The organism is Burkholderia sp. M6-3 (genome assembly GCF_050858985.1).
In the GTDB taxonomy this organism is placed as follows: Bacteria; Pseudomonadota; Gammaproteobacteria; order Burkholderiales; family Burkholderiaceae; genus Paraburkholderia; species Paraburkholderia caledonica.
On record NZ_CP110090.1, the window covers coordinates 1,925,589 to 1,939,942 of the forward strand.

The 14,354-nt window shown below is 64.0% G+C and carries 12 protein-coding genes; all 12 read right to left on the reverse strand.

Annotated elements, in window-relative coordinates:
• Nucleotides 1–23 precede the first annotated feature (23 nt).
• Nucleotides 24–1,187 carry a porin gene (locus OH764_RS08325; protein WP_498848706.1) on the reverse strand — a complete coding sequence of 388 codons (1,164 nt, stop codon included), beginning with the start codon at nucleotides 1,185–1,187 and terminating at the stop codon, nucleotides 24–26.
• 249 nt (nucleotides 1,188–1,436) lie between these two features.
• Nucleotides 1,437–2,222: a Rossmann-fold NAD(P)-binding domain-containing protein gene (locus tag OH764_RS08330; protein WP_498848707.1), complete on the reverse strand. Its 786-nt coding sequence runs from the start codon at nucleotides 2,220–2,222 to the stop codon at nucleotides 1,437–1,439.
• Nucleotides 2,223–2,331: 109 nt separating this feature from the next.
• Nucleotides 2,332–3,303, reverse strand: coding sequence for a LysR family transcriptional regulator (locus tag OH764_RS08335; protein ID WP_498848708.1), 972 nt, complete (start codon nucleotides 3,301–3,303; stop codon nucleotides 2,332–2,334).
• A 34-nt stretch (nucleotides 3,304–3,337) separates the two neighbouring features.
• The gene (locus tag OH764_RS08340) at nucleotides 3,338–4,111 is read right to left on the reverse strand and encodes an SDR family NAD(P)-dependent oxidoreductase (RefSeq protein ID WP_498848709.1); all 774 of its coding nucleotides are present in this window, start codon (nucleotides 4,109–4,111) and stop codon (nucleotides 3,338–3,340) included.
• Nucleotides 4,098–5,435: a dihydroorotase gene (locus tag OH764_RS08345; RefSeq protein ID WP_498848710.1), complete on the reverse strand. Its 1,338-nt coding sequence runs from the start codon at nucleotides 5,433–5,435 to the stop codon at nucleotides 4,098–4,100. Before OH764_RS08345 ends, OH764_RS08340 begins: the two co-directional genes overlap by 14 nt.
• Before the next feature lie 24 nt (nucleotides 5,436–5,459).
• Nucleotides 5,460–7,106: a thiamine pyrophosphate-requiring protein gene (locus tag OH764_RS08350; RefSeq protein ID WP_498848711.1), complete on the reverse strand. Its 1,647-nt coding sequence runs from the start codon at nucleotides 7,104–7,106 to the stop codon at nucleotides 5,460–5,462.
• 43 nt (nucleotides 7,107–7,149) lie between these two features.
• A complete protein-coding gene (locus tag OH764_RS08355) occupies nucleotides 7,150–8,082 on the reverse strand; it encodes a polysaccharide deacetylase family protein (protein WP_498848712.1) in 933 nt (310 codons plus the stop codon).
• Between the two features lie 17 nt (nucleotides 8,083–8,099).
• Nucleotides 8,100–9,125, reverse strand: a complete 1,026-nt coding sequence (locus OH764_RS08360) for an NAD-dependent epimerase/dehydratase family protein (protein ID WP_498848713.1) — start codon at nucleotides 9,123–9,125, stop codon at nucleotides 8,100–8,102.
• 48 nt (nucleotides 9,126–9,173) lie between these two features.
• On the reverse strand, nucleotides 9,174–9,944 hold the full coding sequence (locus OH764_RS08365) for an SDR family NAD(P)-dependent oxidoreductase (protein WP_498848714.1): 771 nt from the start codon (nucleotides 9,942–9,944) through the stop codon (nucleotides 9,174–9,176).
• Nucleotides 9,941–11,377: an amidohydrolase family protein gene (hydA, locus tag OH764_RS08370; RefSeq protein ID WP_498848715.1), complete on the reverse strand. Its 1,437-nt coding sequence runs from the start codon at nucleotides 11,375–11,377 to the stop codon at nucleotides 9,941–9,943. The genes OH764_RS08365 and hydA overlap by 4 nt, the downstream gene beginning before the upstream one ends.
• Complete coding sequence (locus OH764_RS08375) at nucleotides 11,374–13,479, reverse strand: ABC transporter ATP-binding protein (protein WP_498848716.1); 2,106 nt, start codon at nucleotides 13,477–13,479, stop codon at nucleotides 11,374–11,376. Before OH764_RS08375 ends, hydA begins: the two co-directional genes overlap by 4 nt.
• Nucleotides 13,476–14,351 (reverse strand): ABC transporter permease, encoded by an 876-nt coding sequence (locus tag OH764_RS08380; protein ID WP_498848717.1) that lies wholly within the window; start codon nucleotides 14,349–14,351, stop codon nucleotides 13,476–13,478. Before OH764_RS08380 ends, OH764_RS08375 begins: the two co-directional genes overlap by 4 nt.
• Nucleotides 14,352–14,354 lie beyond the last annotated feature (3 nt).

The window sequence follows — 14,354 nt, forward strand, 5'->3', positions numbered from 1 at the left end:
CTGAAGTCCGACACCAGCCCTGATCAGAAGAGGTGCCGGAACGACACGAGCACGGCGGTCTGATTGAGACTCGACGACGGCGCGTCCGTGCCGACCAGCACCGCCTGTCCGAGCGGCGCCGCAAAGCTGTCCGTATGCGACGCCCGCTGATACGCGACCTGCATGTAGACGTCGGTACGCTTGGTCAGGTTGTAGTCGATCATTCCGCCAAAGTTACCCCAATGCGGCCGCGACTGGCCCGCGTTGCTCTCGTAATGCGCCATCGTGTACGTGTACATCAGGCCGGCATAGAACGCCGGCGTAAACTGATATTTCGCGTTCACTTCGAAGTTATTGAACCTCAGCGAATTGGCCGGGTTGGCGAGATCGCCGAAGTACTCGCTGCCTGTCGCATTGGTCAGATTCGTGTGCGTATAGACAAACCCAACCGTGGCCGCCGACGTCAACGCGTAGTTGATGCCGCCGCCATAAATCTGGTTGCGCGTGGCGGTGAAGTTGGTGTCGGCCGCGGAAACCGCGCCGCCGGCATTGGTCGTCGCGTTGCCGTTGACCTGGAGATATGCGCCCGCCACCGTCACGGCGCCGCTCGAGTACTGCCCGGCCAGTCCATAAAGACGATTGTTCGCAAAGCCGCCGGCCGCGTTACTAAACGCGTACATGCCTTCGAACGTGAAGCCCGCATATTTGTTGCTGACGAACTTCACCGCATTGCTCACCCGGATCGAGTTGTCGGTATTGTCGTTGTCATAGACGTGCGAGAGCAGGCTACCGGCCCAGTTGCCGTTGGCGGTAAGCGGCCCGAGCAGATCGACCAGCGGGTCGTATTGGCGGCCGAACGTGACCGTCCCGAGACTGTCCGACTGAAGGCCGACATACGCCTGACGGCCGAAAATTCGCCCGCCGTTCCCGAGCGCGCCGGTATTCAGATTGAAGCCGTTCTCGATCTGGAACACCGCCTTCAGGCCGCCGCCGAGATCTTCGGTACCTTTGAGGCCCCAGCGGTCGCCGGAGTCCTGGCCCGACGTTGTTTCGATATTGCTCTTGCCTTTCACGTTACTCGTGTATTGCAGGCCTTCGTCGATCGCACCGTAGAGCGTCACGGTGCTCTGCGCCGACGCATACGTGGGCACGGCGACGACACTGGCAGCCGCAAGGGAGAAAAGCACGCTTTTTGTCTTTTGGTTCATTGGTTGATTGCCCCTGTAAGAAGATTGATTCGACTTTCCGGCCTCCTCTTGCGCCCGGAAAGTTGCGAAGACAGTGCAAGACTAAATTGGAGGAAATAATGTCAGCGTGAAATACAGTATTGACGGAAATTCGTTGCCGCAGACCCACAGTCCTACTTAACAATCGTGTTCCATCGTGGCTACTTACTACCTATTGTTTGTCATCCTAATTAACGTTTGCGTACCGCGAGTGTCCTCGCGGTACATGCTTTACACGCTGGCGATCAGTCCGCCGTCCACCCGCATGATCGAACCGGTCACGTAAGACGCGGCTTCGCTGGCGAGAAACGCCACCGCCTGCGCGTACTCTTCAGGACGGCCATAGCGGCCAAGCGGAATCGAACTCGTGCTCTCCGTGGAGACTTCCTCCACGGTCCGTCCTTCGCGCTTCGCTTTCGACTCGTCGAGAAAGCGGATTCGGTCCGTGCCGATGCGACCCGGCACGACGAGATTCGCTGTAATGCCGTCACGGCCCACTTCGCGCGCCAGTGTCTTCGACCAGCCGACCAGCGACATCCGCAATGCGTTCGACACCGCCAGACCCGCGATCGGCGCCACGACGCCGGACGACGCACTCGTGACCACGCGTCCCCAGTGTTTCTCTTTCATGCCTGGCAGCACACGGTCCGTAATGCCGATAACGGAAAGGACCATTGAGCGGAAATGACGCTCCCACAAATCCGCCGGCTGACCGGAGGCCGGAGTGGGCGGCGGGCCACCGGTGTTATTGACCAGAATGTCGACCGTGCCGAAGCGTTGCTCGATTGCATCGATACGCGCGTCAATGACGCCGAGATCGCCGAGATCCCATTCCAGCGACATCACTTCCGCACCGACGTCACGCACCCGGTTAGCGACGGCTTCCAGCGCGGCCGGATTGATATCCGCCACCACGACCTTCACGCCTTCGTTGGCCAGAGCCAGCGCGATCGCACCGCCTAAACCGCCGCCCGCGCCCGTTACCAGCGCGATCCTGTTCCTGATTCCGAGATCCATGTTCTATCCAGTGTGTCCGGCAACCGCGCCGGCTTGAGTTGAAGAGCGGCCTGCCGGCCGGTCGTGCAAATCTGAAAAACGGTGCTTTTTATCGACGCGCCTGTGCGCGTCAGAACGGGCTCGCGATCATCGCGCCGGTCCGCCTCGCCTGCGAGGCGGGGGCGAGCAACGGACTGTCCGGCAGCGGCGTATCGCGCCGGTAATGCGCAACCGAGAAATCGATGAAGCGTCGCACTCGTGGCGTCATATAGCGATGCCCTGAGTAAAGCATCCACAGCGTGCGTACCCCGCTCTCGAGTTCGAAGCCTTCCAGCAGCGGTATCAGCGAACCGTCCTGAATCTCGGCGGCGACCAGCGAGGCCGGCAAGCGGGCGATGCCCAGTCCGGCTTTCGCCGCGCGAATCAGCGTCAGCAGATTCGAAGAGCTGAGAACGGGTCGCAGCAGGACACGCTGAGCGCCGTATGCATCGCCGAATTCCCACGAACGCACGCACGGGTCGGAGGTCGTGAGTACATCGTGTTCGGCCAGATCGGCGGGCCGACCCGGCGCCTCCTTCTGCGCGAGATAGGCGGGCGACGCGACGATCACATCCCGCAGCCTCGTGAGCGGGCGGCAGACGAGAGATGAATCGCGCAAACGCCGCTCCGCAACGAAGCACGCGTCGAAGCTGCCAACCGTGAGATCGTGTGTCGACGCGAACACCGTGAGTTCGAAATCCACGCGCGGCTCTTGCGCGCGGAACTTGCCGATCAGCTCGCTCAATTCCGCGGCCGCGAACGATTCGTGCGCCGCTACCTTCAACGATCCTCCCGCCTCGCGCGCGGCCGAGCAGACGTTCGCCTCGAGCGTATCGAGGTGCCGCAATACCTCGTGGCAGCCTTGCCAGTATTCTTGCCCCGCTTCGGTCAGCGACACGCTGCGCGTCGTACGGTTCAGCAGTCGCAGATTGAGATGAGTCTCCAGAGTCGCGACGCTGCGCGTCACCATCGCGACCGACACCCGCAATTCCTTTGCGGCAGCGGTAAAGCTAAGCGTCTCGGCAACCTTGGCGAAACTGCGCATGGCGGAGAGCTGGTTCATGTCCCTACTACCCCCTAAACAGATCGACCGGCTGCTAGCCCGCCATCCAGCCGCCATCGACCATCAGATTGATGCCGGTCACGAAACTCGCGAGCGGACTGGCGAGAAACAACGCGGCGCCGGCCACGTCTTCCGGACGCCCCAGCCTCGGCCACGGCGTGCGTTGATGCGAATACTCCAGCGCGCGCGGATCGTTGGCCGCGCCGGGCTTGCCCGTGATGATCTTGCCCGGCGCCACCGCATTGCAGACGATCAGGTCGCGCGCGTGGTCGACCGCAATCTGCCTCGTCAACTGCACCGTGCCGCCTTTGGTCACGCCGTATGGAAAATCGCCGGGCGAAGCGACCATCCCGTGCTGCGACGAAATATTGACGATGCGTCCGCGCACTTCATCGGCAGGCTCCTGAGTGAGCATCTGCTGAACCGCTCGCTTGCAGCCGTTGAACATCCCGGTCAGATTGACCCGGACGACCTGTTCCCATTGCGTCTGCGTGGTCTCGACGAGATTCGTGCTGGTGTAGATCGCGGCGTTGTTGACCATCACGTCGAGACGGCCGTGACGCTCCACGGCGATGGCGACCAGCCGGTCGACCTCTTCCCAGTGCGAGACGTCGGTCGGCATGCTGATCGCGAATCCGCCCGCGCGTTCGATTGCGATCTGCGTCGTCTCGCCGCCTTCGATCGGCGCTTCGCGCAGATCGGCCAGCACCACGCGCGCGCCTTCGGCGGCGTAACGGATGGCAATCGCACGGCCGAGGCCGGAACTCGCCCCGGTCACGACCGCGACCTTGTTCTCAAGCAAACCCATGTTTCGTCGCTCCTATCACCTGGCCGGTCGGTTCCGGCGTCGCCGTGCGGCCGCTTTCGTCAATCAACGTGCCGCGCAGATACACGGCGGTGAGCCTGCCGGGCACGCGCATGCCGTCGAACGGGGTGTAGCCGGCACGCGAGAACTGGTCGGCGTGCGCGATATGTGTGTCGAGGCGCGGGTCGAGCACCAGAATGTCCGCGTCGCGTCCGCGTGCGAGCGTGCCCTTGCGCTCCCCGATGCCGAAACGCTGCGCGGGATTGGTCGAACACATTCGAACGAGCGCAGGCAAATCGATGTCGCCGGTCGCGACAAAATGCAGCATCGTGGCAAGCAGCGTCTGCACGCCCGGCATGCCGCCGGGGATATCGGCGAAACTGCCGTACGTAGCGGTTTTTTCCGCGCGCGAGTGCGGCGCGTGATCGGTCGCGACGATGTCGATCAGGCCGTCGCGCAACGCGGCCAGCAGCGCGTCGCGGTCTTGCGCCGTGCGCATCGGCGGCGACGCTTTCAGGTCGGCGCCTTGCGTGGCGTAATCGTCGGCGGTGAACAGCAGGCACTGAGGCGTGGTTTCGATACTCACGTCCGCAAGACCGCGCATTCGCCGGAACGTGTCGATGCCGAGCGCGGAATTGGTCTGCCGCACATGAACGTGTGTTTGCGCCTGCGCGGCGGCAAGGATGATCTTCGCGATACCGGTCGCCTCCGCGAGCGGCGAGCGGCTGGCGAGAAATTCGGCCACGCCGCCTTTCGCGACGGCTTCCAGGATCGACTGGTCGCCCGGCGACACGCAAGCCAGCGTGCCCAGCGGCTTGACCAATCTGAGCGCGTGCAGCAACGACGCCTGCGTGTCGTGCAGATAGCCGGCCGGAACGTCGGCCGTGAAAATTTCGAACGACACCGGACCCAGCGCCCGGATCGCTTCCAGTTGAGTCGCGTCGCGGCGCAACGCGACCTGAAGCCCGACATCGACGTGCAAGCGCCCTCGTGCGATGCGTTGCTTGTCGACGAACGTATCGACGCTGTCGGTCCAGGGATCGTCGGTCGGCATGTCGAGCAGAGTCGTGACACCGCCCGCCGCCGCGGCCCGCGTGCCCGACGTGAAGTCTTCCTTGTGCGTGAGGCCAGGATCGCGCAGATGCACATGTGCATCGACCAGGCCCGGAAGCAGATAGCAGCCGTCCACACGACGTTCGACCTTTGCGGCCGCCGACGCGTCCGGATCGAGCAATGCAGCCACACGTCCGCCGCTCACGCACAGATCGGCGCGTAATGTTCCGCAGGCCTCGACGATCGTTGCACCGCGCAGCACCAGATCAAACACGATGGGTCTCCAGTAAGCGGTTCATCAGCAGAGCCCTGCGAGTCGGCTTTCTTCGTGCGTCACGACTTCAAGCAATGCCGCGCGCCCGTCCCGCACCGTTGCGACGCAACGCCGCAGCGCCGCGCTCAGGTCCTCCGGGTCAATCACACATTCGCCGTGTCCACCCAGCGCCTCGGCGATGGGTGCGTATTCGCCCGACACGCGGTTGGCCTGATACTTCTTCGTAGCCACCGGCATGCTGGCGGCGTAGCCGCCGAGTACATGATTGCGCAGCACGATCGCGAGCACCGGCAGCTTGCAGCGCACCGCCGTCTCGAAGTCGAGTCCGACCATGCCGAATGCGGACTCGCCCATGATCGCCGCGACGGTTGCGTCCGGCCGCGCCAGTTTCGCGCCCATCGCAAATCCAAGACTGCTGCCGAGTTGCGTAGTCTTGCCCCACCCCAGATAACCGCGCGGCTCGGTGACGTCGTAGAACGGACTGAACTGGTCGCGCGGATTGCCGGCGTCGTGAGTGACGATGACTTTTTCGCGTTCGAGTGCTTCCATGATTTCCCACACCACCCGATACGGAGAGATCGGACTGCCGCCCGCATTCAGCAGCGGCATCCAGTCGTCCATGAACTGGCGGCGGCACGTCGCGATCTCGTGCGTCAGAGCGCCGTCGTTGCGAGCGCGTTCGGCCCATGCCGCCGGTTCCTCTCGAACCCGCGCGAGCAACTGGCGAAGTACAGAGCGGCAATCGCCGACCACGCCAAGCGCAACCGGATAGTCCTTGCCGAGATCGTCGGGATCGATGCTGACCTGCAACACCCGCTTGTTCGCCGGCACGGGCCGGATGTAATACGACCGCGTAAGACTGCTGCCGAGCGCGAGGATCACATCGGCTCGCTCGATGAAGCGGTCCACCGTGGCGGGGCGCGCGCGCCCCGCGGTGCCGAGCGCGAGCGGATGCCGCTCGGACATTGCGCTCTTCGCGTTCGGCGTGGTCATCACCGGAATCCGCGTGAGTTCCGCGAATTCGGTGAGTTCCGTGGTCGCATGGGCGTTGAGCACGCCCTGTCCGGCAAGGATCACCGGATGCCGCGCGGCCAGCAACGCCTGCACGATCTCGTCGATTTCGGCGGCATCGGCTTGCGGTCGCGCGCGCCGCACGAGCGGTCGATTCGACGCGCCCGTACCGCATTCCTGCTCGAGCAGGTCCACCGGCAGTTCGAGCAGCACCGGCGCGGGCGGCCCGTTGCGCACACGCGAGATCGCGCTATGCAGCAGTTGCGGCAGGTCTTCCGGCCGTACCACCGACTCGCACCATTTGGTGATGTGTGTGAAGTTACGGCGCGCCTCGAAATTCGGCGCCACCGCTTCCGAGCCGCGCGGATAGCCGGTCGGCAGGAACAGCACCGGCGCGCGGTCGTTCCATGCCTGCGCCACGCCGGCAAATGCCGCTTCGGCGCCCGGTCCATATTGCACGGTGACCACCGTCAGGTCGTCGGTGGCCGTGGTCCGCGCATGTCCTTCCGCAATGTTGACCGCGACGCGCGGCGTGCGCGCGATCACCGGCGGAATGTCCAGCTCCGCCGCCGCATCGAACAACCCGCTGCTCGGGAAGCCGATGATGTGTTTCATACCCTGCTGCTTGAGAATTGCGGCTACCGTTTGCGCTCCCGTCATTGCGCGCTCCGGTACGACCACCACCTGGCTGACACCGTCACGTTCAGGCCCCCTTGCGAAACTGTGTGTGGTTGGCCAGCCAGTGACGCGCGATGTCCTCGCGTCGCATGAAAGCGGCTTGTCCGCGCGAACGCCCGACGTGCTCGATCACCTCCTTCAGCCCTGACGCGCGATTGGGCTGGCCGCTCCAGCGCGCATGCGCCGCGATGGTCAGCATCTTGCCGCCGGCCTCGTCGGCTTCGTCGATCAGATAGTCGATCGCGCAACGGCAATCCTCGGCGAAATCGCGCGGATTGCTGTAGCCCGGCACCATCAGATAGCGGCTGTCGTTCAGCGTCTTCGAGTACGGGACGACCAGCAATTCGCCATCGTCGTGTTCGACAAAGTACGGAATGTCGTCGTTGCACGGGTCGGAGTAGTACAGAAAGCCGCCGGATTCGATAATCAGATCGCGTGTATTCACGCTCGGAAACGACCGGCAATTCCAGCCAGGCGGATGCACGCCGAGCACCTCGCGGTAGAGATCGATCGCCGCCCGCATTTGCCGCCCCTCCTCTTCGCGGCTCATGCCGGGATAGTCGGTCCAGCGCAAGCCGTGACCGAGCAGATCGTGTCCGCGCTCTTTCATCCACACCGCGACTTCCGGATTGCGCTGCAGGGCGACCGCACACGCGGATACGGTGACGGGAATCCGGTAACGGTCGAACAATCTCGCCAGCCGCCAGACACCGGCGCGGCTGCCATATTCGAAGTGCGTCTCCGTGCCGAGGTCGCGCAGATTCGGGCTCGAGCTCAGGTTGTACTCACCCCAGTTGTCATTGCGGCCGTCCTCCAGCCACGAGTATTCGGAACCCTCTTCGTACACCAGCACGAGATTGATCGCGACTTTGGCGCCGTTGGGCCACGTCACCAGCGGCGGCCTCGCGCCGTAGCCGATGAAATCCCGCGCCGGGCCTTGAGTTTGAGTGTCGGTCATGAATGCAGGTCTCCCGTTCAGGAACGACTGGCGACAAGCCAGTCCATATAATCGTGAAAGGCGACGCGGCCCTCGCGCGGACGCCAGTCCGTATCGCGTTCGAGCCGCGAAATGTCATAGGCACCCCACATGCCGGTAGCAAGAGCCGGGGCCTGGATCACGTTCGCGTCGGCTTCGCCGGTCACTTCGTAACGAACGCCGGGGACCCGTTGCGCCGCCCAGCCGATGATGTCGCCGATCGTCGCGGTCACCCCGCTCGCAACGTTGTAGTGCCGGTAACGCAGCCGCGACGCCTCGGTGAGCGCGAGAATCGCGCGCGCGGCGTCGACGGAATGCAGGTAGTCGCCGACCGGCGTCAGACTGTTCGGTTTGATGAGTTCGCCGTCCAGCGCCATCTGTGCAACCCGGTTCGGCACGTGGCGGAAATCGCGGCTTTCGGTGGCCCGATCCATCGGCCCGTAAATCGACGAGAGCCGCACCGAGGCCGCCGACAATCCGAACAGATCCGCGTAACGGTTGACGACCATCTCCGAAGCAAATTTGGAAATGCCGTACAGCGTGAGCGGCGCGACGTAGCCGTCCTCCGGCAACGGCTCGTGCGACCAGTCGGGCCCCTGGTGACGGTAGACCGACCCGGAACTGATATAGATGAAACGCTTGAGCGCGGGCTGCTGCCGTGCCCATTCCAACACCTGCACAGTACCCATCAGGTTGACGTCGACGATGCGGGCGGGCGTGAGCGCTTCGGGCGGCAGACGCGCTGCTTCCTCCGCGCTGCCGCGCGAGATCGGCGTGACCGTCGCGCCGTGCACGACCGCCGAGATATCGTGACGGTCGAGTTCCGCCGCCCAGCCTGTCGGATCGCGCACGTCGCCTTCGATCACTGTGAGCCGATCCCGCACCGACGCGAACCAGGCTTGCGCGGTGTCGTCGAGTCCGGCGCGGTCGAGGATGACAGCGCGCCGATCGGGATGCTGGTCGAGCCACTCGCGGGCGACCACGCTCATGACGAAACCGGTCCCGCCTGTAATCAACAAGTTCATCTCATTCCCTGACAAAATGGATTGCAGCGCGCGTGCGGCGGTTGTGAATCAACGCGCCGTATAGCCGCCGTCCACGAGCAGATCGGTGCCGGTCACGAACGACGCGTCGTCGCTCAGCAAGAATGCCGTGCTCGCGCCGATCTCATCCGGACGGCCGATGCGGCCCAGCAGATGCGCCGGGCCGAGTTCCGCATCGGCGTGGTCGAGCGACGCAAACGAGCGCAACAGCCGCCCCGTGCGTACCGCGCCGGGCGACAGACTATTGACGCGAATATCGGCGTCCGCGTGATCGACGGCCATCAGCCGCGCAAGGTGAATCAACCCAGCTTTGGCCGCGCAATAGGCCACCGACCGCGCCGCCGCCACGTGACCCAACTGCGACGCCACCAGCACAATGGAGCCGCCGCCGCTTTCGCGCATCAGTGGTACGACGAAGCGGCTCAGCAGAAACGCGCCCGTGAGCGACACGTCGATTTCCTGATGCCAGTGCGCCGGCGCCAGATCCTCCACGGAACCGTCGTGCCAGGGCGCCGCCGCGTTATGAACAAATCCGTCGAGACGGCCGAACCTCGCACGCGTCAACTCGACCGCCGCGCGCGCCGATTCGATGTCCGTCACGTCGCATTGCACGGATTGCGCGGCCGGGCCGAGTTGCGTGGCGGTGCGCGCGGCGGCGGTGCCGTCGAGGTCCGCGCACACCACGCTCGCACCTTCGGCAATGCAGCGCGCCGCGATTGCCACACCGATATCGCTCGCCGCGCCGCTAATCAGCACGACCTTGCCTCGAAGGCGATCGCTCGTGTTCGTGATGCCGCTCATGCTTCAAGTACCGACGGCAACGTGGACTGCCGGGGGAACGGACGTTCGGCCGCAATGAACCGGCCGCGCCCCGGCGTCGAACTGACGTTGCCCTCATGCCAGACCACTTCGCCGCGAGAAATCGTGGTCGTGGGCCAGCCCTGCACCACCTTGTTTTCATACGGCGTGTGATCGGTCGCGTGATGCAGCATGCTGTTTTTGATCGTCACTTCGCGCTGCGCATCCCAGATCGCAAAGTCGGCGTCCGAGCCGATCGCGATCACGCCTTTCTTCGGATACAGGCCGTAGAGCCGCGCGGGCGTCGCCGAGGTCAGTTCGGCGAATTGCATGAGCGACATGCGTCCGCCGTTCACACCCGCGGAAAACAGCAGAGGCAAACGCGTTTCGATCCCGGGCACACCGTTCGGAATACGTGTGAACGGCGTATTCGGACCTTCGGCGATCTTGTCGCGGTAGTGCCACGGCGAGTGGTCCGACGAGAACACTTCGAGCGTTCCGTCCAGCAAACCGCGCCAGATTTCCGCCTGGTTCTCGCGCGGCCTCGGCGGCGGCGTGCAGACGCACATCGCGCCCGACAGGTCAGGTGTGTCGATATCCTCGGCGGCGAGAAAGAGATACTGCGGACAGGTTTCCGCATACACCGGCAGGCCGCGCTGCTTCGCCCGGCGGATTTCTTCGGTCGCGCTCGCCGCAGACACGTGGCAGATCAGAATCGGCGTCTCGATCACTTCGGCGAGACTGATCGCACGGAAGGTCGCTTCGCGCTCGCCAATGGCGGGCCGCGAAATGACGTGATAGCGCAGTTGCGTCTTGCGCGCTTTCAGGAAATGCTCGGTCAGCCAGCGGATGCAGGCGTCGTTCTCCGCATGCACCATGACCATCGCACCTTCCTGGCGCGCCACGTTGAGCACCTCGAGCACTTCGTAGTCGTCGAGTTTCAGGCCTTCGTACGTCAGATAGATTTTCACCGACGTGCAACCTTCGGCGATCAGTTGCGGCAGCTCTTCTTCCAGCAGACGCGGCGTCGGGTCGCCCACGATCAGATGGAACGTGTAGTCGATATGTGCTTTCGGCAACGCGCGTTCGTGATAGTCGGCCACCACTTCAGCCAGCGACTGCCCGCGCATCTGCATGGCGAACGGAATGATCGTCGTGGTGCCCCCGCACAGCGCGGACAGCGTGCCGCTCTGGAAATCGTCCGCGGTGGATTTGCCTTCCCACGGCTGCTGATCCATATGGCAATGCGCGTCGACGCCGCCGGGCATCACGATGCGGCCCGCCGCCGACACCTCTTGCCGTCCGGCGGGCAAATCCGCCTCGATCGCGACGATGCGTCCGTCCCGCACACCGATATCGACTTCGGCTGTGGTGTCGGGCAGCACGACCGTACCGCCGCGAATCACGAGATCGAAAGGAAACGTGCCGTCGATCATGCGCGGGTTCCTCCGGTGATGCTTTGCTGAAACACGGGGCGCATCGTACGCAACTCCTCGAGGCTGATATGGCAGGCAATCTCATGCGTCGGCGATGCTTGCCGAACCGGCGGCGCGGCGGTGTCGCAAATGTCGCCGATCTTGCGATGGCAGCGCGACGCGAAGCGGCATCCCGGCGGCACGTTGATGGGGCTCGGCGTTTCGCCGGTCAGGCGGATCCGCTCCTGTTGTTTGACCGACGCGTCCGGACTATGAACGGCGGACAGCAGCGCTTCGGTGTACGGGTGGTAAGGAGGCGCGAATATCTCTTCGGCGAGGCCTTTTTCCATGATCCGGCCGAGATACATCACGACGATCCGGTCCGCGATATGGCGCACCAGTGCAAGGTCGTGGCTAATGAAGAGCAGCGTGCTTTCCTGCTCTTTCTGGATAGCGAGCAGCAACGTAATGACGGCTGCCTGCACCGACACGTCGAGTGCCGAGACGGGCTCGTCGGCGACGATCAGCGACGGATTCGTCGCGAACGCGCGGGCAATCGCGATGCGCTGTTTCTGACCGCCGGAGAGTTGCGACGGTCGGCGTTGCGCCAGTTCGGCGGGTAGCCGGACCAGTTGCAGCAACTCCTGCAAGCGCTTCTCGATCGCCGCTTTATCCTTGTAGCCGCCGAATTTGCGCAGTGCGCGGCGTATCGGCGAAGCCACCGAGTGAGAAGGATTGAGCGTGCTGTCGGGATTCTGGAACACCATCTGGATCGACTGCAGCATATCGCGCTCGCGTTTTTTCGCCGGCACCTGGGCTAGCTCGACGCCGTCGTACTGTATCGAGCCCGAGGTCGCCCCTTCCAGGCCGACGAGCATGCGTGCGAGACTGGACTTGCCGCAGCCGGATTCGCCGACCAGCCCCATGATCTCGCCCTTGCCTACTTTGAACGAGACCGATTCGTTGGCCTGCACGGTGCGACGTCCGCCGTTGAGCAGGTATTGCTTGGACACGTCGGTGACCGACAGCGCCGTATCACGATCGACGCTCACTGCCGCCTCGCCGCTCAATGCGACGCTTGCGCGCGTAAGGTCCTGCCAGCGGATGCATCGAACCAGATGAGCTTCGTCTTCCGCCGGCGCCAGCGCAATCGCGTTGCCGCCACATGTTTCCTGCTGGAAGTGAGCGCAGCGCGGTCCGAACCAGCAACCCTGCGGACGCTCGGTCGGCGACGGCAAATGCCCCGGAATCGGCGATAACGCTCGCACGCCCTTCGGGCTCCCGATGCCGGGAATGCAGCCAAGCAGACCTTGCGAATACGGATGACGCGGCTGGCGAAACAGTGTCTGCGTATCGGCTTCCTCGATCATCTCGCCGGAGTACATGATGCCGACCCGATCGCAGGCGCTCGCTATCAAGCCGAGATTGTGCGAGATGTACAAAAGACTCGTGCCGTATTGTTTGCGAAGGTCCGCGATCAGATCGAGAATCGCGGCCTCGACCGTGACGTCGAGGCCGGTCGTCGGCTCGTCGAGCAGCAGCAACGCAGGCCGCGCAAGCAACGCCATTGCAATCACGATCCGTTGCTGCTGGCCGCCTGACAGTTGATGAGGAAAGCGCTTGAGCATGGCGAGCGGATCGGGCAGGCGCACGTTCTCGAGCATGCTCGCAGACAGCTCGCGCGCCTCGGCCCGTGAGGAACCCAGATGCTGCATCGGCACTTCGGCGAGTTGCGAGCCGATGGTCTTGACCGGATTGAGCGCACTCATCGGTTCCTGATAAACCATCGCCACGCGCCGGCCGCGAATGTTGCGCAGCTTTTGCAGACTCGCGCCGACCAGTTCCTCGCCCTCGAAGCGAATGCTGCCGTTCGTCACCCGTCCGGTTCCGCCGAGATAGCCCATTACCGCCATCGCAGTCGTGGTCTTGCCACAGCCCGATTCGCCGACGAGGCCATAGCTTTCCCCCGGCGCGATGGTCAGCGACACATTCGGCACGGCGACGACGGATTCATAACGGCCGCGATACTCGATGCGAAGGTCGCGGATTTCCAGCAACGGCGTATCGCCGGACGACCGCGCATGGCGACTTTCCAGCACGCCTGATTCGATGATCGCATTCATGGCTTCCAGGCCTCCCGCATTCCGTCGGCCAGCAGGTTGAATCCGAGGACGAGGCTCACGATGGCGACCGACGGCGCAATCGACATGAGCGGCCACACGTTGATCACGGTCGTCGTTTCGCGCACCATGCCGCCCCAATCCGGATTCGGCGGCGGCAAACCGAGCCCCAGAAAACCGAGCACACCGATCGTGATGATCGTGTAGCCGATCCGCAGACACGCGTCGACGAAGAGCGGTCCGCGACAGTTCGGCAACAACTCGCAAACGATGATGTAAAACGTGCTTTCCGCGCGCAGACGCGCCGCTGCCACGTATTCCTGCTGCTTCAGATCGAGTACCAGCCCGCGCACGATCCGGCCGATGCCCGGCGCCGACGCGATCGTGGTGGCCAGCACGATGTTGCCGACCGAGGCACCGACGTTCGCAATCAGGATGACGTAAAGGACGAGCACCGGAAACGCCAGCACCAGGTCCGAAAAACGGTCGACGATCGCTTCGACCCAGCCGCCGAAATAGCCCGCCAGCATGCCGAGCGTGATCCCGGCGAGCATCGCGACCGCGACCGACAGCGGCGCCACTAGTAACACGGTGCGCGCGCCGAAGACCAGACGCGACAGGATGTCCCGGCCGAGAATGTCGGTACCGAGCCAGTGCGCGGCCGACGGCGTCGGATCGGCCATCGCCATCGCATCCTGAGCGGTGGGCGACGGCAGCGGCAGCACTGGCGCGAGCACGGCCACGACGACCCAGAACACGATCAGCGACAAGCCGACGACGGCCGTGGGGGAACTGAACAGACGCGTCCATGCACGCCGCGGAGCGCGTGAGGTACGCACCGCGAGCGGCACCACGCCGGGATCAATGGAAGACATACG